This window comes from Nocardia aobensis NBRC 100429 (assembly GCF_000308375.1).
Lineage (GTDB): Bacteria > Actinomycetota > Actinomycetes > Mycobacteriales > Mycobacteriaceae > Nocardia > Nocardia aobensis.
Window position 1 is genome coordinate 1 of sequence record NZ_BAFQ01000273.1, and the last position, 22,817, is coordinate 22,817.

A 22,817-nucleotide genomic window follows, 5' to 3' on the forward strand; every position below is an offset into this window, starting at 1 on the left:
AACGCCGCGGGATGGGCCGCGGCATGCTCTACCGCCGTCGCGATCTCCGCCAGCCCGAAGGTCGCGACCGTCTCCCCCGACAGATCCAGCAGCCCGCAGCGCACCAGCTCGATCAGCCCGCCGATCGCGGTGCGCGGGCACATCCACTGCCCGCGCACCGTGACACTGTTGCGCATCAGCCACGGATACGGCAGCGCCAGATCACGACCACCCAGCATCCCCACCCCGCCCATGAGCACGACGCGCCCGAACTCCCGCACCGTCATCGCCGCGGTCCGCACCACCCGCGAATCCGCCGCGGGCGGCAGAATATCGAGCACGACATCCACCGGTCCCCCGCCCGCCGCCTGCATCGCCTGCCGATCCATCTCCTCGTCACCGGTCAGCTCGACCGGGCGAACCCGCTCACCGAACAGGTCCCGCAACCGGGTCAGAGCCGCGCGGTTGCGCCCGGGAGCCACCACCCGGCTCGCACCCATCGCCAGCCCCACCGCCACCGCCGAACCCCCGAAATTGCCGGTCGCCCCGCTCACCAGCAACGTCTCTCCCGCGCGCAGATCCGCCGCCAGCAGACCCCCGTACGGCACCAGCGGCACCGCCAGCGCCGCCCACCGCGCCACCTCCCCGGCATCGATGTCACCGAGCGGCACGGCGTTCTCGGTCGGCACGACCATCCGCTCCGCGAACGAACCGTGATGGAAGTACCGCGACAACCGCAGCCCGCCCGCCCCGCGCGAACTCCAGCCCTGCAATGTGATGTCGGGCGTGCGCGCGTCGTCGCGGGAACGCACCGTCGGATCACACCACACCAGGTCACCGGGCCGCAGCCGGGTCGCATCCGGTCCGGCGGATACCACCCGGCCGACCCCGCCCATTCCCGGAATCACCGGCGGCTCCAGGGGATACTTGCGTGCGCCACCGAAAACCTCTGCCGCATAGGGCAATACACAGGTGGCCAGCACATCCACCAGCACCTCACCGGAGCCGGTCACCGGATCGGGCACGGTCGTCACCGTCAACGGCCGCCCGAACTGCTCCAACATCGCCGCACGCATCGCCCGCTCCTCCTGCTTTCCGAATTGTCTCCCCGCCAACGTAGGTCGCGATCCGGCCATGCCACGAGCGAGAGTCCGGCATATCTGGTATGCCGTACTGGCATGGATCTGTCACCGGCCGGGCTGCGGGTACTGGCCGAGGTCGCCGAACGCGGCTCGTTCACCGCCGCGGCCACCGCCCTCGGCTACACCCAATCCGGAATCTCCCGCCAAGCCGCCGCCCTCGAACGCGAGGCCGGCAAACTCCTGTTCGAACGCCACCGCACCGGCGTCCATCTCACCCCTGCCGGACTCACCCTGCTGCGCCACGCACGCGTCGTCCTCGACGCCCTCGACGCGGCGCGACGCGACCTCGACGGCGACGACGTCACCCAGCGGGTGCGGCTGGGCAGCCTCATCAGCGCGGGCGTGGTCCTCGTACCCACCGCGCTGGCCGCGCTGCGCCGCACCCATCCCGGCCTGGACGTGTCCACCCGCGAGGGCGCCACTCCGGCGCTGGTCCGCGCGATCCGCGCGGGCAGCCTGGATCTCGCCGTGATCACCTCCCGCCCGCCGCACCGGCCACCCGACACCGAGCTACCCCGGCTGATCGTCGAACACCTCACCGACGTCGAACTGCTCGTCGCAGCGCCCGCCACCGGCCGCTTCGCCGGCCGCGCCACCGTCACCGTCGACGAACTCATCGACGCCCCCTGGATCGCGAGCCCCGCCGCCACCACCGAACCCCTGCTGGGAGTGTGGCCCGGCCTGCCCGGCCGCCCCCACATCGCCCACCGCGCCCGCGACTGGCTCGCCAAACTCGCCCTCGTCGCCGCCGGCTGCGGCGTCACCACCGTCCCCTCGGGCCTGTTCCCGGTCCTGCCGCCGGAGGTGATCACGCTGCGCGTGGTCACCGGCACCCACGACCGCGCCGCCACCGAACTGCGCCGCCTGTCGCTGATCCGCCCGCCCGCCGCACTCACCCCCGCGGTCGCCGCCGTCATCGACGCATTGCGCAGCGCCGCAACACCTTTCGCCCCCGCTACCGGGCGGGTACCGGGCTAGCGGGTCACCAGATCAGGGTCCGCTCGGGTACCCGCACACAGGCGAAGAAGCGTTTGCCGATATCGCTGCCGTCGTGGTTGTAGGCGTTCATGATCTCGGCCAGCTCGTCGGCCAGCTCCTGCAGCGCCGGACTCGGGTTGTCGATACCGCAGTCGCTGACCCAGCCCCATTCCCGCGGCACGCCCTCGATGGTGACGATGATCTTGCCGACGTACGGCGTCGCGACCGAATAGGAGATCTCGATGGGCGCATCGCGGATCGGTGACCGCTCGGCGAGCTCCGCGCGATGCTGCGGCATGCTGAAGATCTTCGCGAAAGCGATGTCCTGACTGATCATCTCGGCGATGCTGGCCAGCGTGGCATGCCGGCCCACCCGGTGATAGCGGGGACCGTAGTCACGATCACCGCGCGGCCCCGCCGCCTGCGGATGCTTGGCCAGGATGCGATCGAGCATGCGCTGGGCGGCATCGCGTTCGGCGGCGCCGGTGGCGGGATGGTCGATCAGCTGGCGCAGCCGGGAAATCCGGGGGCTCAGGGCCGTTGACATGGTCGCGGTCCTCTCCTCGTCGTCGCGCGGCAGCCGCGGCGGTCAGGGCAGCGGATCGACCAGCACCTGATGGTCGATGCGTCGCAACATATCGGGCCGAGCGGTCAAACACGGCCAATTGCGAGAGACCGCCTCACTGGCGGCGTGTCCGGCGGCCACCAGACCATCGGCATCCGAGCGCCCGGCCAGCAGCGCCGCGACCCGGGAGGCCGCGCCGGTGTCCAGTCCGGTCACCACGGTGTGCGGCAACTCCAGCAACACCGCGAGAATATCGAGCCGATCCGGCCGGATCAGCGCCTGCCCCGCCGCCGCCACCGCCGCGGGCACCACGATGGTATGACCGGCCTCGGCCGTCGCCCACGCCACCGCGTGCACATACGGCAGCCGCCGCGTCCAGCCCACCACGGCGGCGGTGTCGAACACCACGCCGCCCAGTGCGGCCGGGCTCACGCGGCGCCGGCGCTTCGCCGATCCAGATCCTCCGCCGACAGCGGCGGCAGGCCCTGCACACGCCGGGCCTGATTCACCAACTCGAGCGGCGGCACGCCACCGAAACTGGACTCGATGGCATCCAGCGAGATATCGCGATCCATCCGATCCCGCAGCGCGGCCGACACGTAGGCGGACAGATTGTCGATCCGCCCCGACGCCTTCCAGCGCTCCAAGGTCGACACATCGTCCTTGGGGACCGAGATCGTCACCTTCTTCGTCTCCGCCATACCAACAGGGTACGTCAGTATGGCGAACGGACGGCGGCGACTACCGGGTGAAGATGGTGGCGTAAGCCTGCCGCAGCAGCTCGACCAGCTCCTTGCCCGCGGTATCGTCCAGCGCCGCGAAGGCCGGGGCGATCAACTCGTCGGTCAAAGCCTCGGCCGCGTCCCAGCGTTCCCGCATCGCGGCGCTCACCTCGGTGGCATCCACCCGCTCACCCCACCCGAACAGCCGCGCCTGGGTGGGCCCGTCGGTCCGCGGCGAACCGCCGATCAGCACCGCTTCGAACGGCGACAGCCCACTCGCCCGCACCGCGATCAGATGCAGGCCGCCGCGCAGTTCTCGCAGACAGTGGATCAACTGCAACACCCGGCCCGGGGCATCGCCGTCGAGCGGCAACGCCCGCCAGCCCGCGAACAGGCTCACCCCCGCGACATCGGCGGAATCGGCTACCGCCCGCAGCAATTCGGCCAACCGGTCCGCGTCGTCGAATCCGGCGAGTTTGCGGCGACCGAAACCCTGGCACGCCGCCAGATAACCGGCCGCGGCCTCCGCGGGCGCCATCGCCACCGAATTCCACGCTGCCCGAACGGTTTCCGCCTCGAAGAACCCGAACGCCGCGGTCACCACATCGGCATCCACCTCGCCGAGCACCCCGCCGCGGCCGCGGGTATAAGGTCCGATGAAGCCGTCCACGCCGGTGGTGGCACCGAAGGCCTTGGCCTCACGGGAGAACATGAACGCGCCCCCGATGGTCTGGATCTCGGATTTCACCGCGGCCGGCACCGACACGGCGGACCCCTTTCGACGAGAGCGACCGATCCGGCCGCTCGGCTCCTTCGACAATCCCCCGGAGCCTATCTCGCTTCAATCCGCTAATGCCAGCACCCGACGGCAATCCGCCGCACCCGCGAACAACCCCCGAGCTAATCCAGCGCCATCCGGCCCGGCCGCGAGACGGCCTCGCCACCGCCCGCCCGCCGAACCCGCCGGCGCGACGCTCGCGATGTTCCGCCGCCGCAGGCGACCGGCTTCCCAGCACCGCACGGTACGCGTGAAATCCCGTATAACGTAACGGCATCGGCACGTTGCCCGGAATTCATGGGAGGATTCACCTATTCTCGGGTCCGGGCCCGGGTACCACCGATTTCGAAGCGAGCGAGGGATGACCGACAACCTCGGCGCGACCGCACCCGACCCCGGTGCCGACCGCGCCACCGCCACGCAGACCGCGCTGACGTCGCTCGTCGCCCGCTTCGCCCAGCAATGGCAAACCTCCGGCGAACCGCCCGATCTGTCGGCCCACCTGCCCGCCGAACCCGCGCTGCGCCGCTCCGCGCTCATCGAACTCATCAAGGTCGACCTGCACGAACGCTGGCAACGCGACACCGACGCACCGCGCCTGGCCGACTACCGCGAACAATTCCCCGAACTCGCCGCCGCACCCCTGCCACCCGACCTCGTCTACGAAGAGATCAACGCCCGCAGCCGCCGCGACCACCACGCCGTCGACCTCGGCGAATACGAACAGGACTACCCCATCCAAATGGCCCGCATCACCGAAGGATTCGAGGACCTACCCCCCTCGGCACCCGGACTGCGCACCACCATGCTCGCCGACCCCACCGCCCTCGACGCACTCGACACCATCAACCCCGGCGCCACCGTCGACGACTTCGACCTGCTACTGCCCCTCGGCCAAGGCGCATTCGCCCGCGTCTTCCTCGCCCGCCAACGCTCCATGGGACGCCTCGTCGCCGTCAAGATCTCCCACGACCGCGGCAGCGAACCACAAACCCTGGCCCAACTCGACCACGACCACATCGTGCGCGTCTTCGACCAACGCCAGATCACCGACCAGCACCTCAAACTCATGTACATGCAGTACGTGCCCGGCGGCACCCTGCTCGGCGTCCTGCGCATGCTGCGCCGCACACCACCCGACCAGCGCAACGGGAAACTCCTGCTCGAAGCCATCGACGCCGCCACCACCACCGGCGGCGTCCTCGAACCCCAACCCTCCCCCACCCGCACCGAACTCGCCCGGCTCAGCTGGCCCGAAACCGTCGCCTGGCTCGGCAGCCGCCTCGCCGCCGCCCTCGACTACGCCAACCGCCGCGGCATCCTGCACCGCGACCTCAAACCCGCCAACGTGCTGCTCACCGCCGACGGCCAACCCAAACTCGCCGACTTCAACATCAGCTTCAGCCGCCACCTGCCCGGCGCCAACCCCGTCGCCTACTTCGGCGGATCCCTGCCCTACATGGCCCCCGAACAACTCGAGGCCTGCCACCCCCACCTCGACACCACCGCCGCCGACCTGGACACCCGCACCGACCTCTACGCCCTCGCCGTCGTGCTGTGGGAACTGCTCACCGGCCGCCTCCCCTTCGACGACGGCCACGACGCCGGCGAAACCGAAGAATCCCTGCAAGCCATGATCGACCGGCGCCGCACACCCATCGCCGCCCGCTACGAAGCCGACCTCCCGCCCGACACCCCCGCCCTGCTGCGCCACGCACTGCTCACCTGCCTGTCGCCCGACCCCGCCGGCCGCTACGCCACCGGCGCCGACCTCGCCCAGCAACTCGACCTCAGCCAGGACCGCGCCGCCCGCGACCTCGTCGACCCGCCCACCCACAGCCTGCGCGCCCGCCTGCGCATGCGCCCCATGCCCGTGGTCACCCTCTCCAGCCTGCTCGGCCACCTGCTCGCCGGGCTCTACCTCGGCTCCCACAACCTGCGACTCATCCGCGACGCCCTCGGCGCCGACGCCGCCCACCAGATGGTGCGCCTCGGCATCGTCATGATCGCCATCGCCTACCCGATCGCCATCGCCGCCCTCATGTACTGGTGCCGCTCGGTGTTCGTGATACCCAACGGATTACGCCGCGGCAGACAATTCGACGCCGACACCCTTGCCCGCGCCCGCGCCGACACCCTCGCCTGCGGCGACCGCATCGCCGTGGCCACCTTCGCGGGATGGCTTGCCGCACTGGGCGTCTTCCTCGTCAAACTGCACACCCTCGGCGACGTATCCCCCGGCATCACCACCAGCCTCATCGCCTGCAACCTCGTCGCCGCCTGCGTCGCCGTCGTCTACACCTACTTCCCCGTCACCTACTTCGTCCTGCGCTGGTACTACCCGGGTCTGGTCGCCGCCGGCGCCACCACCCCCGCCGACGCCGCCATGCTGCGGCGCATGGTGCACCGCAGCCGCATCTACCTCGGCGTCGCCGCCTGCGTCCCGCTCATCGGCGTCCCCGCCGGACTGGTCTTCCTCACCCCCGACCAACAACAGACCGTCATCGGCCCCATCGTCGGCCTCTGTGTCGGAGGGCTTTTCGCCTTCCTCATCACCCTGCGCACCTTCTACGCACTCGAATCCGACCTCAACGCCCTCGACCGCATCCTCGACCCCCACCCCCACTCCTGACCGGCTCGAGACCACCGATCAAGATCGGCTAATCTCGAGGCGGTGCTAGGACATTCACATGCGACCAGTGGTGCGCTCGCGTGGGCGGGAGCCGCTGCCGCGCTACCACTTTCGATTCTCACCTTCCCCGCCGCGCAGATCGGCCATCTCGGCACCGTCGACCTGCTCATGGGAACGTTTCTCACCGCCGGCGCCGCCCTGCTGCCCGACGCCGACCACCCCAGCGGCACCATCTCGCATGCGCTCGGACCGATCACGCACACCGCCTGCAAGATCATCTCCACCGTCTCCGGCGGCCACCGCCACGCCACCCACTCCCTGGCCTTCGTCGCGGCCGTCGCCTACGGCACCTGGGCCGGCGAACACTGGATCGGCCGCTGGTTCACCCTCGGCCTGGTCTTCTTCCTGCTCGCCCTCGCCGTGCGCGCCCTGAACCTGTGCCCGCCCGGCGAAGGACTGCGCTCCTACGCCACCATCGCCGTACTCGCCGTCGCCGGCACCTTCGCCATGGACCAGTGGATCTCCGACAAACCCGCCTGGCTGCCGTTCTCCGTCTGCCTCGGCGCCCTCGCCCACCTCATCGGCGACTGCCTCACCGACCGCGGCTGCCGGCTGTTCTGGCCACTGGACATCCGCACGAGGATCCCGATCATCGACCGCACCGGCAACAAGGTCGAAACCTGGCTGATCTCACCACTGTTCGTGCTCGGCACCCTCGCCGCGCTCTGGTACGTCATCACCCACCAGCCCTAACAGCGTCACCGCGTCGCGGTCCGGGCTGCCCGGCTCGGCCTGGAACGCGACGAACCGCTGCCCGTCCGCGGCGGTCAGAATCTCCGACGTCAACTCCATCCGGCCCACCGCCGGATGCCGGAACATCCGCCGCGTACCGCGCTTGGCCCAAACATCGTAGTGCGCCCACAGCGCCTCGAAATCCGCGGTCGCCCCGCACAATTCATCCGTCAGCGCGGCCAGCTCCACCGGATGCGACCCCGCCCCCTGCACCACCCGCAGATGCGCCACACAATCGCGCGCCATCCCCGTCCAATCCTCGAACACCGTCCGCGCCGCCGGATGCGTGAACACATACCGAATCAGATTCCGCCGCACCGGCTCCCACTCCTCGATACCCCACAGCAACCGCAACCCCTCCGGATTGGCCGCCAGCAGATTACTCACCTGATCGAGGACGAAAGCCGGTGTGGGACGCACCGAATCGAGCAGCAACACCATCCCCCGCCCCGCCCGCTCCACCGGCGCCGCCGCCGCGGCCGACCGCGCCCCCGCCAGCCTCGCCACCCGGTGCAGATGCGCCGCCTCGTCGGCATCCAGCAGCAACGCCGACGCCAACGCCGCCAACACCTCCGGACTCGGATTGCGATCGCGGCCCTGTTCCAGCCGGATGTAATAGTCCACGCTCAGACCCGCCAGCGCCGCCACTTCCTCGCGACGCAGACCCGCCGTCTGCCGACGCCGCGTCCCCGGCGGCAGACCCACCTGCGACGGCTGCACCCGCGCGCGGCGCGCACGCAGGAACTCTCCCAGGGCCCGACGATCATTCACTCATCCAGTGTGCCCGCTTCCCAGCCACGCCGGGGTAGCCCCGCCAGGACCAGGCCACAGCCGGTCTCCCCGCCGCCCTCGCCGCACCGCACGGTGGATCCATGACCGACAGCACCCACACCCTCGTCATCGGCGGCAGCTCCGGCATGGGATTCGCCCTGGCCCAACGGCTCCTGCCCGCCGGCCATCGAATCACCATCGCCGCCCGCGACACCGACCGCCTCACCGCCGCGACCGCACACCTCGGATATCCCGATCAGGTCCGCTCACAGCGCGTCGACATCGCCGAAGAAGCCTCCATCGCAGCACTTTTCGACACCCTCGGCACGGTCGATCACGTCGTCGTCACCGCCGCCGACATGCGCCACGGATACGGACCGCTCACCGAACTTTCCGCACACGACGCGCGGACGGTCCTCGACATCAAGGTGCTCGGGCCGTGGCTGGTCGCCAAATACGCAGCGAACCGGGTTCGCAACTCCATCACCGTCACCTCCGGTATCGCGGCCTATCGTCCCGCTCCCGGCGGATCGGTCGTCGCCACCGCCAACGCCGCCCTCGAAGGCATGGTCCGAGCGCTGGCGCTGGAATTGGCGCCGATCCGGGTCAACGCCGTCTCACCCGGCTGGGTCGACACCCCGATCTGGGACGACTTCGCTGGCCCCGACAAACACGCCCGCCTCACCGCGATGGGCGCCCGGCTGCCCGCCGGCCGCATCGGCCGTCCCGCCGATATCGCGGCCGCCTTCCACGCCGTCCTCGACAACGACTTCCTGACCGGCGAAGTCCTCCACGTCGAAGGCGGCCACCGCCTGGTCTGACGAGACCACCCCACATATGGCGGCGCCCCGCACCACCCGTCATCGGCACCGCTACCACTGCGGCGCTGAATCGACGGATATGCGGGGCGCGCGCCCTGCCGGTCAGGCCAGCTGAGCCGAGACGATCGTGATCGGCTCGACCGGCACATCCTGGTGGCCGGCCTTGGAGCCCGTGCGGACACCCTCGATCGAATCCACGACGGCATTACCGTCGACGACCCGCCCGAAGACCGCATAACCCCAGCCGTCCTGACCCGGGTAGTTCAGGAAGTCGTTGTCGGCCGTGTTGATGAAGAACTGGGCACTGGCCGAATGCGGATCCGCCGTACGTGCCATCGCGACGGTGTACTTGTCGTTGCGCAGCCCGTTCTTGGCCTCGTTCTGCACCCGGTTGGGCGCCGGCTTCTGCTGCATATCGGCGGTCAGACCGCCGCCCTGCACCATGAAACCCGGAATCACACGGTGGAAGATCGTCCCGTCGTAATGGCCGGACTTGACGTAGTCCACGAAGTTGGCGACCGTTTGCGGCGCCTTCGTCTCGTCCAATTCGAGGGTGATGTCCCCGGCTGATGTGTTGAGCAACACTGTGGTCATCCGGTCATCGTATGGCAGCCGCCCTCACCCAGCGGACAACCCCTCATCTCGGATGCACGAAATGACCTTCCTCGTCGTGTGCTTCTTTTGGTTTTCGGTGTGTGAGCTGGAAGCCTGCGGCACGCCATGATGGAGATACATAGTTAGATGCGCATATCTCCATCATGCATTGCATTATACGTCCCGGCGCCGCAAATGCCGCCCGGCATGGTTCCGAACGCCGGCGCCCGCGGCCGGAACAGGATTCAGGCCTCGTACAACTCCAGTGGCAAGTCGTCCGGGTCGAAGAAGAAACCGAAACGGCGACCGGTGAATTCGTCGACGCGAACCTCCTCCACGACCACTCCCCTCCCCCGCAGCTCCGCCAGGCCCGCGGCGACGTCTTCGACGGCGAAGGCGAGATGACGCAACCCGCACGCCTCCGGCCGCGACGGCCGAGGAGGCGGATCCGGGAACGAGAAGAGCTCCAATCGGGTGCCGTCCGGCAGTGCGAGATCCAGCTTCCACGAACGACGTTCGGCCCGGTAGTGCTCCGCCACCACCCGCAGCCCGAGCACCTCGGTATAGAACATTTTCGACCGCTGATAGTCCGACGCGATAATCGCCGCGTGGTGAATCCTCCGCAACTTCATTGCCCGACCGTAGCCACTCCGTCATGGCTGTGGTTGTCGCCGGTGAGCCGGTCGTCTACCGCGCGACGACACTGTGGCTTCCCATGTCTAGATGCGCATACGTCCATATCGATATGTTCGTTACTTGCATTCTCCACTCGGCGCTTGGCCGAACACATCGGCCCCGATCATGTAACAGTCTGTCGCCCAGTCGCTTTCACCCTGCGGACAACGCCTCTTCCGCCGCAGCGATGGCCTGTTCCCGGTATCCCCCACCGAACAGCACGACATGCACCAGCAACGGATACAGCTGATGCAGTGCGACCCGCTGCTCCACGCCGGGCGAGAGGGGGAAGCGCTCCTGGTATGCCCCCAGAATGTGGCCGAGATGCGGAGCGCCGAACAGCCGCAACATGGCCAGGTCCGTCTCGCGATGACCCCCGTGGGCGGCCGGATCGATGAGCATCACGCCGCGCTCGGTCCACAGCACGTTGCCCGACCACAGGTCCCCGTGAATGGGGCACGGCGGTTCCGGCGGGCCGGCCAGTTCGCCGATCTCGTCGATCACCCGCTCGACGAGCCGAATCCCGTTGCGGCCCAGCACGGATGCGGCGGCGGGAAGCAGCGGCTGCAGTCGATACCGGGCATACCATTGCCCCCACTCCCCCGCGACCATCGCGTTGTCCTGCGGCACGGTGGCGATACGACCCACCCACGGGGCCCCGTACCGGTCGACGGTGTGCGTGTGCAGGTCGGCGAGCGCCGCACCGAACTGTTCCGCGGCTTCGCGGCCGGGCGCTGTCGAGTTCAACCACGGCAGGACGAGTGTGCGGTCGTCGGCGCCCAGAAGCTGTGGGATCAGACCGGCGGCGTCGGCCTCGCGCAACCAGCGCAGCCCGGCGGCTTCGGCGAGCAAGGCGTGGTCGGCGGGCGAACCTGGTTCGCCCACAGCACTTTTCACGAAGGCGTCGCGGCCGTCGGCGAGCCGCACGCGATACAGGGTCCAGGCGTGTCCGCGGCCGACCGTGCGCTCGGCCACCACCGGCATGCCCAGCAGGGACTCCAGATGCGCCGACAGATCGCTCACGAGGCGTAGACCGTCCGCCAGATCGCACGTCCCAGCGCCCGCGCCAGTTGTTCGTCGCCCACCGGATTCCCGGCTGCGAAGGTGAAGTCGATGGCACGCTCGACCATGCAGGTCAGGGCGATGGCGGTGGCCTCGACCTCCAGGTCGGCGGGAACCCGGCCGGCCGCGCGCTCGCGGTCGAGCCGCAGACGGACGAGTTCGGTGAAGCGCCGGACCCGCTCCTGCCAGTAGCGGCCCACATCGCGGTCGTAACCCGCCACCTCGGTGAGCGCGCGCAACACGCGATGGTGTGCCCGGGTTCCGGCGATCATCAGCCGCATCGCGGTGACCACCCCGGCCTCTCCGTCGAGGTGATCCGCGGCCCACCACAGTTCGGCCGTGCGAAATTGATCGTCGGTCGCCAGGTCGGCCATCCGGATCAGCAGTTGGCTCTTGTCGGGAAAGTAGCGATAGAAGGTGGAGCGGGCGATATCGGCCTCGGCGGCGATCCGGGCCACCGGCAGTTCGGTGTAGGTGACGCCCGTATCCAGCAGCCGATCCACAGCCGCGAGCACCCGCCGCTCCACCGCGTCACGCCGTTCGTCACGCTCACGAGACCGCGAGCCGGGGCGGGTCAGCGACGCCATGTCGTGGGTTCGTCGAGGACGGCCATGGGCATATTGTCGCTCGAGTCACGAGACAACGCAGGTGAGCACCGGAGGAAATCACCGGACGATTCGGGCATCACGCTGGGAAAAGTCTGTGATAACAGCCACAAACGGCAGTTCAGCCGCATTCCGCTTCATTTCGGGCCTCGCGAGAAAGCATCACTCGCACTGGAGGTTTCAGATGTCTCGCCGACAGCGGGGCGGGGGTAGTGAACGGGATCTGAATGAATGGACTCCGGGCGTTCACTGTCTGTTAGCTGGCCTCGTCTGTGATTCCTTCGTCCCTGAACCACTCCGTCTCGAGGTTCCGCAGAAAATGATGATGAGGAAATTCGTCGCGACCGCCGCCATGCTGGTCGCCGCTGTCGGTGTCGCGGCCGGTACCGCCACAGCCGACCCTGCTGCCCCCGCGGCGCCCGAGAGCGTCTACTACAAGGCCAGCGTCGTCGACAACGACAAAGCCGTGATCAAGACCGACGGCGGCTCGATCGTCAACGAAGACGGCATGCTGAAGATCAAGGCCGCCAACGGCACCGTGCTCGCCGGCACCCCGCTGAACTTCCGAGTCGACGACTTCGAGTTCCCGATCGCCGCCGACATCTCCGGCAACACCGCCACCCTCACCCCGCAGTACGACGTGCAGCATGCGGTCTACAAGCCGGTCGCCCTCCCCTTCGAGGACTCGGCCCCGTGGAAGACCCCCTACGACCGTGAGACCGCCGCGTTCAACCGCCTGAAGGACACCATCTCCACCGGCGCCACCATCGGCACCCTCGCCGGCGGTATCGGCGGCGCGGCCATCGGCTGCATCGCGGGCGCCGCCCTCGGTGTCGTCGCCACCGGTGCGCTGGCCACCCTGTTCGGCCTCGGCCCGCTCGGCGGCTGCATCGCCGGTGCCGCCGCTGTCGGCTTCCTGGGTGTACTCGCCGGCCAGATCTTCGTGACCGCTCCGGTCGCGATCGGCGCCGCGATCCAGTACTTCGCGACCATCAACGCCCCGTTCAAGCCGGCGCCGAGCAAATAACGCGCTTACCGCCGCCAGGCACCTACGACGATGCCCTCACAGCAGTTTGCTGTGAGGGCATCGTCGTAGGTGCCGGAAATTCACGCTGCGTTTCGTGCGAGCACGATTACCCACGATAGAAGCGACCGGTCCCGGGTAACCGATGAGATCAGAGCATCCTTCGGCACCGGATCGACCACCGTAGACGTGAGGCCAGGTGATGACACGTACTTCCGCGCGGAAGCGGGCGCCCGGCGGGGACCCGCCGATCGCCGTCCCCGACCGCGTCCAGGTGCGCGGCGCGCGGGAGCACAATCTCGCCGACGTCGATGTCGATATCCCGCGCGATGCGCTGGTCGTCTTCACCGGCGTCTCGGGCTCGGGGAAATCGTCACTGGCCTTCGGCACGTTGTTCGCGGAATCCCAGCGCCGATATCTGGAGTCGGTGGCGCCGTACGCGCGCCGCCTCATCGATCAAGTCGGCGTTCCCGATGTCGATTCGATCGAGGGGCTGCCACCGGCGGTCGCCCTGCAGCAACACCGCGGCGGCGGTAGTGCTCGATCCTCGGTCGGCAGTGTGACGACGTTGTCGAGCCTGGTCCGCATGCTGTATTCGCGGGCCGGTAATTACCCCGCGAAGCAGCCGATGCTCTATGCCGAGGACTTCTCGCCGAACACTGTGCAGGGCGCCTGTCCCACCTGTCACGGTATCGGCCGGGTGTACGAGGTACCCGAGAAACTGATGGTGCCCGACCCGTCGGTGTCGATCCGCGACCGGGCGATCGCCTCCTGGCCCCCGGCCTGGCACGGCCAGAACCTCCGCGACATCCTGGTCTCGCTCGGCTACGACGTCGACCGGCCCTGGCGAGATCTGCCGAAGAAGGACCGCGACTGGATCCTCTACACCGACGAGCATCCGACGGTGCCGGTGTACGCGGGATTCACCCCGGCGCAGACGCGCCGCGCGCTGAAGCAGCAGATGGAGCCCAGCTACCAGGGCACGTTCACCGGTGCGCGCCGGTATGTCCTCGACACGTTCGCGAACACCAAGAGCGCCTCGGTGAAGAAGCGGGTGTCCCGATACATCAGCAGTGCGGTGTGCCCCACCTGCGACGGCAAACTGCTCAAACCGGAGGCCCTGTCGGTGACGTTCGAAGGGCTCGACATCGCCGAATTCTCCGCACTTCCCCTGGCCCGCCTCGCCGAACTGTTGTCGTCGGTACTCGCCGAGAACTGGCGCCCGGCCGATATCGGCTCCGGCGCCGTCCTCGACGAGTCGGCCCGGCGCACGGCGGTCGAGAAACGGGTCGCGGCCGGCGGCTCCGCACACGACGCGGCTCCGGATGTGCGAAACACGCCGAATATGTCGGTCGAAAAACGCGCTGCCGCACAGCGTTTGGTCGCCGAACTGCTGGAGCGGCTGCGTCCGGTCACCGACCTGGGCCTGGGCTATCTGTCTCTGGACCGCAGTACACCGACCCTGTCGTCTGGCGAGTTGCAGCGCGTGCGGCTGGCGACGCAACTCTCTTCGCAGCTCTTCGGAGTCGTCTACGTCCTCGACGAGCCGTCGGCGGGGCTGCACCCGCGCGACCGCGACGCCCTGCTGGGCATCCTGGAGGGGCTGAAGCGCCGCGGCAACAGCGTATTCGTCGTCGAGCACTCGCTCGACATCATCGGCGCCGCCGACTGGCTGGTCGATCTCGGTCCCGGCGCGGGCGAGAACGGCGGCCGGATTCTGCACAGCGGACCGCCCGACGGCTTGCGCGACGTCGATGGATCGGCGACCCGTCGTTATCTGTTCGGCCACGAACGGCCCGCACCCCGGCCGCCGCGGCAGGCGGAGGAATGGTTGCGCCTGAAGAAGGTGCGCCGCAACAACTTACGTGACGTGTCGGTGTCGTTTCCGCTGAGATGCCTCACCGCGGTCACCGGGGTCTCGGGTTCCGGGAAGTCGAGCCTGGTCAGTCAGGCACTCCCCGCGCTGGTCGGTGAGCATCTGGGCCATCCGGTGCTCACCGCCGACGACGACGGCGACGACCTGCTGCTCTCGGACGAGTCGCAGGCCGTCGACGGCACGATCGTCGGCGGAGTCGGCGATCTTCGCCGGGTGGTGTCCATCGATCAGAAACCGATCGGCCGAACTCCCCGTTCGAATGTCGCCACCTACACCGGAATGTTCGATTACATCCGCCGCCGTTTCGCCAGTACACCCAAGGCGCGGCGCCGGCACTACAACGCGGGCAGGTTCTCGTTCAACGTCGCGTCCGGGCGGTGCCCGACATGTGAGGGCGAAGGCTGGGTGATGGTCGAATTACTGTTCCTGCCCAGCGTTTACACGCCATGCCCGGACTGCCACGGCACCCGCTACCAGGCGAGCACACTCGACATCACGTGGCACGGCCGCAATATCGCCGAGGTTCTGGAGATGAGCGTCGACGAGGCGCGCGCGTTCTTCGACGGCGACACCGACATCCTGCGCTCGCTGACGGTTCTGAGCGACGTCGGGCTCGGCTATCTGCGGCTGGGACAGCCGGCGACCGAACTGTCCGGCGGCGAGGCCCAACGCGTCAAACTCGCCACCGAACTGCAGCGCGCCCATCGCGGCGACGCCCTGTATCTGCTCGACGAGCCCACCTCGGGGCTGCATCCGGCCGATACCGACCGGCTGATGCTGCACCTGCAGAAACTCGTGGACGCGGGCAATACCGTCGTGGTCGCCGAACTGGATATGCGTGTTGTGGTCCAGGCCGACCATGCTATCGACCTCGGGCCCGGCGCCGGCAACGAGGGCGGCCGGGTCGTCGTCACCGGCACCCCGGCCGAGGCGGCCGCCGATCCCCACAGCGCGACCGCCCCCTACCTGGCCGCGGCGCTGGGACATTGACACGCGGTCGCCGCGTAGTGTTCACAGCCAGGGCAGAAGGAACGCTCGACGCCAGCGCCCGCGCGTTACGGTTGCATGCGCCTGGGGTGACGAACACGCCGGTGGCACCGTCGGAGAACACCACACCACGCGGTTTCGGCCGGCGGCTCACCGGTGGGTTCGAGCGCCCCGTTCTCCAGCACTCGGTAGGTGAACACCTTTTCGGTGCCCGCCGTGGTGAGGGTGTATCCGCGGGTCGAGAGCATCTCACAACCTACTTACGACTCTCACCTTCGATGCGATCTCGAATGGCCCCGACCGACTTGACCTTTGGCACTCGCGGTGGCCATATGCACGCCGCGATGAACACCACCGCCGGAATGGCGATAACGATGACCAGCCCTGTCTCCCAACCGATCATCTCACTCCTCCAACAGCCGACCAGCGCGCGAACGACAGGCGAGGCGTGACGATTTCAATGTCGGCAAGATGCATCACGTTGTTGATCGTCAGCGGGTCGAGGTGTTCCGGTGTGGGAATGAATACGGCGTCCACGTCGGCGGCGCGTACGCGGTCGACGAGTCGAACCGGAGGATCGGCATCCCAGATCAGCGCATAGTCGTCGACAACTCCGGAAATGTACTCCTTCAGCGCCGGGTGGACAACGGTATGTGGGCGCTCCCCGGCGGGAAGATGGAACTCGGCGAGTCGCTGACCGAATGCGGTGTTCGAGAGACGAAGGAGGAGACCGGGCTCGACGTCGAAATAGTCGGCATCGTTGGCACTTACACAAATCCCGGCCACGTTTTCGCCTACGACGACGGTGAAGTGCGGCAGGAGTTTTCCATCTGCCTCCTCGGCAAGCCGATAGGCGGAACCCTCGCGGTGTCGGACGAGTCGCATGAGGTCTCCTGGTTCCGCGCTGATGAAGTGGACCGACTACCCATGGTCGACAGCATCCGTCGGCGCATCGACGACTGGCGTTCAGGCGCATACCCAGTCATCAGGTGAGGCACGGAGACATTCGCACACTGCGATCCCCGAAGCCGTTTTCGCGGCGATGAGCAACGGCCCGGTCGGCTGTTCGTTCGTAGCCGCAGACCGGGAGTAAGGCCAATCTCAGCCCCGTCGCTCACCTGGCCCGCGAAACCAGGCGCGCGACGGCCGCGACACTGGAGCCGGAACGGTATCGGCTGATTGACTCGCCGGATGAGTCTTTCGACGCGCCTCGAACAACTCGGACTTCCGCAGGTTCGGCGACAGCTCGCCCACCCCACCGTGGCCGGTATCGCCCGGGGTGATCTTCCGGAGCATGCCTTCCGGTCATGGCTCGAGCAGGACTATCTGTTCCTGCTCGACTACGTCCGGGTCTTCGCGCGACTCGCCTGGCAGGCTCCGGCGTCTCATCTGGGTGATCTCGTGGATCTGGCGCACACGACCTACCACGACGAGCTGTCCTTGCATCGCGGCCTGGCCGCCGAATTCGGGGCCGATCTCGAGGGTGCGACGAAGGGCGAGACGTGCGCGAGGTATTCGGCCTTCCTGCTGGATTCCGCTGCTTCGTACGCGGACGGATTGGCGGCGCTGTATCCGTGCATGTGGGGCTACTCCACACTCGGTGCGATCATGGCGCGGACCATGCCGGCCGAGCCGCGTTATCGGCGATGGATCGAGACCTACGCCGATCCGGAATTCGCCGCATCGACCCGGCGCTGTGCCCGCATGCTCGATGAGGTCGCCGTCGACCCGGCCCGCGCCGAAGATCTCTTTCTGCGAGGTCTCCGGTTCGAGCTGGAGTTCTGGGATGGTCCGGCTTGACGCATCTCGTGCGGCACGGGTGGGGGCGAACCGGATGCTGCCGATCTCGGCCGGCTCGCGCTACACCAGGCCGATTGCCAGAACGATCACGCCGAGCAGCGGCGGCACCAGCTGTTTGAGGGCCGCGCTCGCCTTGTCGGGGCTGGACAGGAGCAGCACCAGGCCGGCGGCCGTCATCGAGCCGGCGCCGGTGAATATCAGGGTGGCGCCGATCGTCGTCTCGCCCGCCGCGAAGAAGACGGTCCCGACGATCACGCAGACGGCCAGGAACAGGTTGTAGAAGCCTTGATTGAAGGCCAGCGGCCTGGTCGTTTCCGCTTCGGCGGCCGAGGACACCCCGAAGATGGCCCGGGTCTTCGGCCTCGTCCACGCCACCGATTCCAGGTAGAAGATGTAGATGTGAATCGCGGCCGCGAGGCACGCGAGAATGAGACCCGCTGTCGTCACCGAACACCTCCGTGAACGTCGTCGCGCGATATAACCACGCGGCGCCCGGGGCATGTCGGCGACACGTCGGGTGTCGCGGCAGACACACCGGAGCCGGCCCGCGAATGCCCGCACCATGCCACCTCGGCGTGCCGTTCGCCTTCCAATCGTCCATCGGCGTACGCGATTTCGCTCATCGCGCCACAAATGCGGCAGGTTCGCCGTGGACGGGGCTGGGCGAGCGCGGCTCGATGCGTGTCCCGGAGGGGGCGCAGCGGCCGTTACACTCGGTGATCCTGCGAGGTTGAGTCCACAGCCGCGCGCGGCACCGCGAAACTACGCCGAGTATCGCGGTGTTCGTCAGGCGCAGATGTGCCTGCACACATCCGCCCGGCCGGCACGATTCATACTCGTGGGGCGGGACACGGATGCCGGGAGTGCAGGGAAGGGTGAACACGTGGGATACGAAGGCCACAGCGGCTGCACCGCCGATGTGATCTCGGTGGGCGGTTTCGTGGTGGTGGTCGCGGCCGGTGAGGTCGATCCGCATACCGCGCCGCGGCTGGAGGCGGCTGTCGAGCAGGCCGTGACTCGCCAGCCCGGACAGCTGATCGTGGATCTGTCCGCGGTGGAATTCTTCGACTCCTCGGGAATGAATGTGCTGGTCCGCGCCCTGCGACAGGCGGGGCGAGTGCTGGTTGTGGCGCCGCGGCCGGTGCGGCGCGTGGTGGAGGTCACCGGCCTGTCGACGGTGTTCGCGCTCTTCGACGACGTCGACGCCGCGGTCGCGAGCGCCCTCGCCCACACGAACGGCTGATATCGGATGCGTCACCCCGAAGGCATGCGTCACCCCGAGAGCGGCGATCGAAAGGCCGCGACGACCAGCGGGCAGCGCTCGCTCGAGGATCTGCACATCGAATTCCGGGCCCGGTCCGGGGAGTTGCAGCGCGTGCGGACCCTGCTGCGGGCCTGGCTCGCGGGCACGACCCTCGGACCGGATCGCGCCTACGATCTGCTGCTGGCCGTCAACGAGGCGTGTACGAATGCGGTCGAGCACGGGCATCGCGGTGACGGCCGTACCATCGTGCTGCACGCCACGGCTACGCATTCGATCCGCATCACCGTCTCCGACAGCGGGACCTGGCGCGCGCCGCGAGCGGACGAGGAGGTCGATCGCGGTCGCGGCCTGCCCATGATGAACGCCCTGATGCCCGGAACCCGCGTCGTCTCGGGCGCCGACGGTACGACCGTCGAATTCGTGGTCTCGCCCACCACCGAGGAGCGATCCGATCCCGACGCCGGACAACGGTCCCGGCGTAGCTCGGCGGAGCAGCCGTGACGCCGGTTCGACTGCGGCGCAGCGGGTTTCACTCGGGTGACTGGATGTGAGGAGGTCGCGATGCCCGAATCCATCGTGAGTGGGGTGGACCGATGGTCGGCGATACCGTATCCGGCCGTGGTGGTCGATCGCGCGGGCACGGTGGTGGCGCTGACCGGCGACGCCGCGGCGCTGGTGCCCGATGCGGCGGTGGGTGAGCCGTTGCACCGCGCCGCGCTGCCCTGGTTGTCCGAGGCACACGACGCGACGGCGGCATCGGACGGCGTGTCGTCGCCCGCCTCGGTGTCCGGGCGCGTGCGTGGGCGCGAACTGCATGCGGTCGCCTCCCCGGGCGCCGAAGGGACGATCGTCTGGTGGTTGCTCGGCGACACCGCGCGCTCGCTGCAGGAGAGCCGTTCGGAGTTGGAGCAGGAACGCGAACGGACCGCCTTCCTGTCGCAGGCCTCCGAGCGGCTGCTGGCGTCGTTGAATGTCGACAGGTGCCTGGAGACGACAGTCCGGCTCGCCGCCCGCCATCTCGCCGATGCCGCGGTGGTCGTCACTCCCCCGGCCGGGCGGGCGCTGTCGGTCGTCTCGTGTGACGAACACGGTGTGGTGCGGGTGAACGTCGTCGAGGAGGATCCCGACGCGGTGGCCGGACTGAGCGAGGCACTGCGCGGGTTCCCGCCGATTCCCTCGCAGTGGCTCGATGCCGCGGCGGTGCCGGCGTGGCTGCTGCCGCCCGGTTTCGCCAACCGCGCGGGCTCGGTGATCGTGACTCCGCTTCCCGGCCATGGAGTTTCGGCCGGAGCGCTGGTACTGCTGCGACACTCCGGCGAGCGGATCTTCGACGAGCGCGACGAAATCTTCGCCCAGTTGTTCGCCGGCCGGGCGGGTATCGCGTTGTCGGCGGCACGGCTGTACGCGGAGCAGACCAGCATCACGGCAATCCTGATGCGCGAGCTGCTGCCGCCGCAGTTGCACCGGATCCACGGAATCGAATTGGCCGGCGCCTACCGGGCTTCGGAGAATCACGAGATCATCGGCGGGGACTTCTACGACGTGCACCGCGCGGCGACACCGGGCGGGGAAACCCTCGTCGTGCTCGGCGACGTTTGCGGTAAAGGTCTCGAGGCCGCCGTGCTGACCGGCAAGATCCGCAACACGGTCCACGCGCTGGTGCCGATGGCCGACGATCACCAGCGGATGCTCGCCCTGCTGAACGACGCGCTGGTGTCCTCGCACCACGACCGGTTCGCCACGCTGGTGCTGGCATCGGCCGTACATCGGGAAGGGCGGGTGCTGCTGCGGTTGACCTCCGCCGGGCATCCGCCACCGTTGATCGTGCGCGCCGATGGGACTGTCGAAACGGCCGAGACGCGTGGGCAGTTGGTCGGCGCGCTCCCCCGAATCACCGCCACGACATTCCGGACTTCGCTCGCGCCCGGGGAAACCTGCCTGCTCTACACCGACGGTGTGACGGAGGCGCGTGGCGGGCCGCTGGGCCGGCGCATGTTCGGTGAGGAGCGTTTGATCGCCGCGCTGGCGCAGTGTGCGGATATGCCCGCGGAGGCAGTGGTCGAGCGCGTCCACATGCTCACCACCCAGTGGGTCGGCCGCAACCAGCACGACGACATCGCGGTCGTCGCGATCACCGCGCCGCGCACCCCGACCCTCGTGATCGACTGACCCGCGCAGCGAAGGAGCCGCCGTCCATGTCCGAGCCGCATCGCCGAATCACTCACGACCCCTCCGTATTTCGTGAACAGCTGTGGACGGCGGTCACGGGCCGTGACGAACGGGCGGCGATCGGCATCGTGCTCGCGGCGCTGGATGCGGGTCTGGAACCGGAGGCGGTCCTGCTCGATGTGATCGCCGCGGTGCAGCGCCGGGTGGGGGCGGAATGGGCCGCGAACACCCTCAGTGTCGCCGACGAGCACACCGCCACCGCGATCAACGATCGTGCCGTGACGGCACTGGCTCTGCATGCGGCCGGAACGCGCCCCGCTTCGGCCGGTCGGGTGACCGTCTCGTGTGTGGACGGCGAATGGCATGCGCTGCCCGCCCGGCTGGTGGCCGAGGTGCTGCGGCTGCGTGGCTGGCACGTCGACTTCCTCGGCGCCCAGGTGCCCACGCGGCACCTGATCGCCCACCTGCACAACACCGGACCCGATGCCGTGTTGCTGTCGTCGTCGCTGCCGACCCGCCTGCCGTCGGCGCACGGCACGATCACCGCATGTCAGGCGGCCGGAGTGCCGGTACTCGTGGGCGGTGCGGCGTTCGGGCCGGAGGGCCGCTGGGCGAACCTGCTCGGTGCGGACGCCTGGGCGCCGGATGCCGCGACCGCGGCCGACCTGCTCGCCCGGGGGCTGCGACGCGAGCAGCAGGCGCACCGGACGCTGCCGCATCTGACCGATCAGGAATTCACCCTGATCGCCCGCAGCACACCGCAGTTGCTGGCGACCACCATGGCGGAGCTGGAGCACCGTTTCCCCGCGATGCGGGAGTATTCCGAATTCCAGCTGGAACGCACCGCCGAGGATATCTCGCAGATACTCGAATTCCTCGCTACCGCACTGTATCTGGACGACGACGAGTTGTTCACCACCTTCGTCACGTGGACCGCCGACGTGCTGAGCGCACGCGCGGTACCCGCCCACTCGCTGTTTCCCGTCATCGATCTGCTCGGTGGGCAGTTGCAGGACTTTCCGCGGGCGCGACGGATTCTCACCGCCGCCGCCGACGCCCTCACCGAAACCGCCCGCATCGCCTGATCATCGGGCGCCGACCATCGAGTCGCGTCCGGTTGCCGCGCGCAGCCCGGCTACTCCAGTTCGGCGAGGGATTCGTCGAGCCCGGTCAGCAGCCGTTGCAGGTGCGGCACACTGCGGCGACACCCGACGATGCCGAAGTGCATGGCGCCATCGGAGCTGATCGTCGTGATGTTGACCGCCTGTCCGTCGAGGGGAATCGACGCCGGATAGGCGGCTTCCAGGCGCAGGCCGTTCCAGTACCGCGGTTCGGCGGCGCCGGGAACGTTGGAGATGACGATGTTGAACGGCGGCGCGACGGCCGGCAGCCGCACCGGTAGCGCCGCCGATGCCAGTCCTGCCACGTTGACCGCCGACAACCCCAGGATCTGCAGCGGCGTCAGCCGCGACATAGCGTTCTTGGTCCGCGCCATCGAGGAGTGGATGCGGGCGAGTCGCGCGGCCGGGTCCGGTTCGTCGGTGGCCAGGTCGCACAGTGCCGCACCTACCGAGTTGCCCT

General features: G+C 68.6%; 24 protein-coding genes. 12 read left to right on the top strand and 12 right to left on the bottom strand.

Annotation, left to right across the window (positions count from 1 at the left end; all coding sequences use genetic code 11):
- On the bottom strand, positions 1-1,055 hold a 1,055-nt coding region (locus RJ03_RS28805), incomplete at its 3' end, for a quinone oxidoreductase family protein (protein WP_036508392.1).
- 102 nt (positions 1,056-1,157) lie between these two features.
- On the opposite strand from RJ03_RS28805, the gene RJ03_RS28810 reads away from it, so the two are divergent.
- Positions 1,158-2,099 carry a LysR family transcriptional regulator gene (locus tag RJ03_RS28810; protein WP_036508395.1) on the top strand — a complete coding sequence of 314 codons (942 nt, stop codon included), beginning with the start codon at positions 1,158-1,160 and terminating at the stop codon, positions 2,097-2,099.
- Positions 2,100-2,103: 4 nt separating this feature from the next.
- On the opposite strand, the gene RJ03_RS28815 is transcribed toward RJ03_RS28810, so the two are convergent.
- Genes RJ03_RS28815 through RJ03_RS28830 form a run of 4 tightly spaced genes read right to left on the bottom strand, consistent with a single transcriptional unit; the run spans position 2,104 to position 4,152 of the window.
- Positions 2,104-2,646, bottom strand: coding sequence for a hypothetical protein (locus tag RJ03_RS28815; protein ID WP_036508398.1), 543 nt, complete (start codon positions 2,644-2,646; stop codon positions 2,104-2,106).
- A gap of 42 nt (positions 2,647-2,688) precedes the next feature.
- Complete coding sequence (locus tag RJ03_RS28820; RefSeq protein ID WP_036508401.1) at positions 2,689-3,096, bottom strand: hypothetical protein; 408 nt, start codon at positions 3,094-3,096, stop codon at positions 2,689-2,691.
- Positions 3,093-3,365 (bottom strand): hypothetical protein, encoded by a 273-nt coding sequence (locus RJ03_RS28825; RefSeq protein WP_030516981.1) that lies wholly within the window; start codon positions 3,363-3,365, stop codon positions 3,093-3,095. Before RJ03_RS28825 ends, RJ03_RS28820 begins: the two co-directional genes overlap by 4 nt.
- Before the next feature lie 40 nt (positions 3,366-3,405).
- Entirely contained in the window at positions 3,406-4,152 is a 747-nt protein-coding gene (locus RJ03_RS28830; RefSeq protein WP_036508404.1) for an SCO6745 family protein, read from the bottom strand.
- Between the two features lie 373 nt (positions 4,153-4,525).
- On the opposite strand from RJ03_RS28830, the gene RJ03_RS28835 reads away from it, so the two are divergent.
- Positions 4,526-6,796 (top strand): serine/threonine-protein kinase, encoded by a 2,271-nt coding sequence (locus tag RJ03_RS28835; RefSeq protein ID WP_036508406.1) that lies wholly within the window; start codon positions 4,526-4,528, stop codon positions 6,794-6,796.
- A 42-nt stretch (positions 6,797-6,838) separates the two neighbouring features.
- Positions 6,839-7,549, top strand: a complete 711-nt coding sequence (locus RJ03_RS28840; protein WP_036508408.1) for a metal-dependent hydrolase — start codon at positions 6,839-6,841, stop codon at positions 7,547-7,549.
- On the opposite strand, the gene RJ03_RS38875 is transcribed toward RJ03_RS28840, so the two are convergent.
- Positions 7,487-8,359 carry a helix-turn-helix domain-containing protein gene (locus RJ03_RS38875; protein WP_036508410.1) on the bottom strand — a complete coding sequence of 291 codons (873 nt, stop codon included), beginning with the start codon at positions 8,357-8,359 and terminating at the stop codon, positions 7,487-7,489. The genes RJ03_RS28840 and RJ03_RS38875 overlap by 63 nt on opposite strands.
- A 101-nt stretch (positions 8,360-8,460) precedes the next feature.
- Here RJ03_RS38875 and RJ03_RS28850 point away from each other — a divergent pair, with 101 nt between their 5' ends.
- The gene (locus RJ03_RS28850; protein ID WP_036508412.1) at positions 8,461-9,180 is read left to right on the top strand and encodes an SDR family oxidoreductase; all 720 of its coding nucleotides are present in this window, start codon (positions 8,461-8,463) and stop codon (positions 9,178-9,180) included.
- 102 nt (positions 9,181-9,282) lie between these two features.
- Here RJ03_RS28850 and RJ03_RS28855 read toward each other — a convergent pair whose 3' ends face one another.
- From RJ03_RS28855 to RJ03_RS28870, 4 genes are all read right to left on the bottom strand, one after another.
- Positions 9,283-9,774, bottom strand: coding sequence for a peptidylprolyl isomerase (locus tag RJ03_RS28855; protein WP_030516987.1), 492 nt, complete (start codon positions 9,772-9,774; stop codon positions 9,283-9,285).
- Positions 9,775-10,019: 245 nt separating this feature from the next.
- Positions 10,020-10,406, bottom strand: a complete 387-nt coding sequence (gloA2, locus tag RJ03_RS28860) for an SMU1112c/YaeR family gloxylase I-like metalloprotein (protein WP_036508415.1) — start codon at positions 10,404-10,406, stop codon at positions 10,020-10,022.
- A gap of 196 nt (positions 10,407-10,602) precedes the next feature.
- On the bottom strand, positions 10,603-11,472 hold the full coding sequence (locus RJ03_RS28865) for a fructosamine kinase family protein (protein WP_036508417.1): 870 nt from the start codon (positions 11,470-11,472) through the stop codon (positions 10,603-10,605).
- Positions 11,469-12,098 (bottom strand): TetR/AcrR family transcriptional regulator, encoded by a 630-nt coding sequence (locus tag RJ03_RS28870; RefSeq protein ID WP_036508419.1) that lies wholly within the window; start codon positions 12,096-12,098, stop codon positions 11,469-11,471. Before RJ03_RS28870 ends, RJ03_RS28865 begins: the two co-directional genes overlap by 4 nt.
- Before the next feature lie 337 nt (positions 12,099-12,435).
- On the opposite strand from RJ03_RS28870, the gene RJ03_RS28875 reads away from it, so the two are divergent.
- The 4 genes from RJ03_RS28875 to RJ03_RS28895 all read left to right on the top strand — a co-directional run bounded on the left by RJ03_RS28875 (position 12,436) and on the right by RJ03_RS28895 (position 17,803).
- On the top strand, positions 12,436-13,143 hold the full coding sequence (locus RJ03_RS28875; protein WP_036508421.1) for a DUF8020 domain-containing protein: 708 nt from the start codon (positions 12,436-12,438) through the stop codon (positions 13,141-13,143).
- A gap of 199 nt (positions 13,144-13,342) precedes the next feature.
- Positions 13,343-16,006 (top strand): excinuclease ABC subunit UvrA, encoded by a 2,664-nt coding sequence (locus tag RJ03_RS28880; protein WP_174372357.1) that lies wholly within the window; start codon positions 13,343-13,345, stop codon positions 16,004-16,006.
- A 648-nt stretch (positions 16,007-16,654) separates the two neighbouring features.
- Positions 16,655-16,996 (top strand): NUDIX hydrolase, encoded by a 342-nt coding sequence (locus RJ03_RS39110; protein ID WP_373281731.1) that lies wholly within the window; start codon positions 16,655-16,657, stop codon positions 16,994-16,996.
- A 198-nt stretch (positions 16,997-17,194) separates the two neighbouring features.
- Entirely contained in the window at positions 17,195-17,803 is a 609-nt protein-coding gene (locus tag RJ03_RS28895) for a TenA family protein (protein ID WP_036508427.1), read from the top strand.
- A gap of 60 nt (positions 17,804-17,863) precedes the next feature.
- On the opposite strand, the gene RJ03_RS28900 is transcribed toward RJ03_RS28895, so the two are convergent.
- A complete protein-coding gene (locus RJ03_RS28900) occupies positions 17,864-18,250 on the bottom strand; it encodes a DUF1304 domain-containing protein (RefSeq protein WP_036508430.1) in 387 nt (128 codons plus the stop codon).
- A gap of 436 nt (positions 18,251-18,686) precedes the next feature.
- Between RJ03_RS28900 and RJ03_RS28905 the strand changes: the two genes are divergently transcribed.
- Genes RJ03_RS28905 through RJ03_RS28920 form a run of 4 tightly spaced genes read left to right on the top strand, consistent with a single transcriptional unit; the run spans position 18,687 to position 22,321 of the window.
- On the top strand, positions 18,687-19,046 hold the full coding sequence (locus RJ03_RS28905; protein ID WP_036508434.1) for an STAS domain-containing protein: 360 nt from the start codon (positions 18,687-18,689) through the stop codon (positions 19,044-19,046).
- Between the two features lie 24 nt (positions 19,047-19,070).
- Entirely contained in the window at positions 19,071-19,568 is a 498-nt protein-coding gene (locus tag RJ03_RS28910) for an ATP-binding protein (protein WP_036508437.1), read from the top strand.
- Positions 19,569-19,628: 60 nt separating this feature from the next.
- Positions 19,629-21,236: a PP2C family protein-serine/threonine phosphatase gene (locus tag RJ03_RS28915; RefSeq protein ID WP_036508451.1), complete on the top strand. Its 1,608-nt coding sequence runs from the start codon at positions 19,629-19,631 to the stop codon at positions 21,234-21,236.
- A 26-nt stretch (positions 21,237-21,262) separates the two neighbouring features.
- Complete coding sequence (locus RJ03_RS28920) at positions 21,263-22,321, top strand: cobalamin B12-binding domain-containing protein (RefSeq protein WP_036508440.1); 1,059 nt, start codon at positions 21,263-21,265, stop codon at positions 22,319-22,321.
- Positions 22,322-22,371: 50 nt separating this feature from the next.
- On the opposite strand, the gene RJ03_RS28925 is transcribed toward RJ03_RS28920, so the two are convergent.
- Positions 22,372-22,817 (bottom strand): WS/DGAT domain-containing protein (locus RJ03_RS28925; RefSeq protein WP_036508442.1); only part of this gene is annotated, 446 nt, incomplete at its 5' end.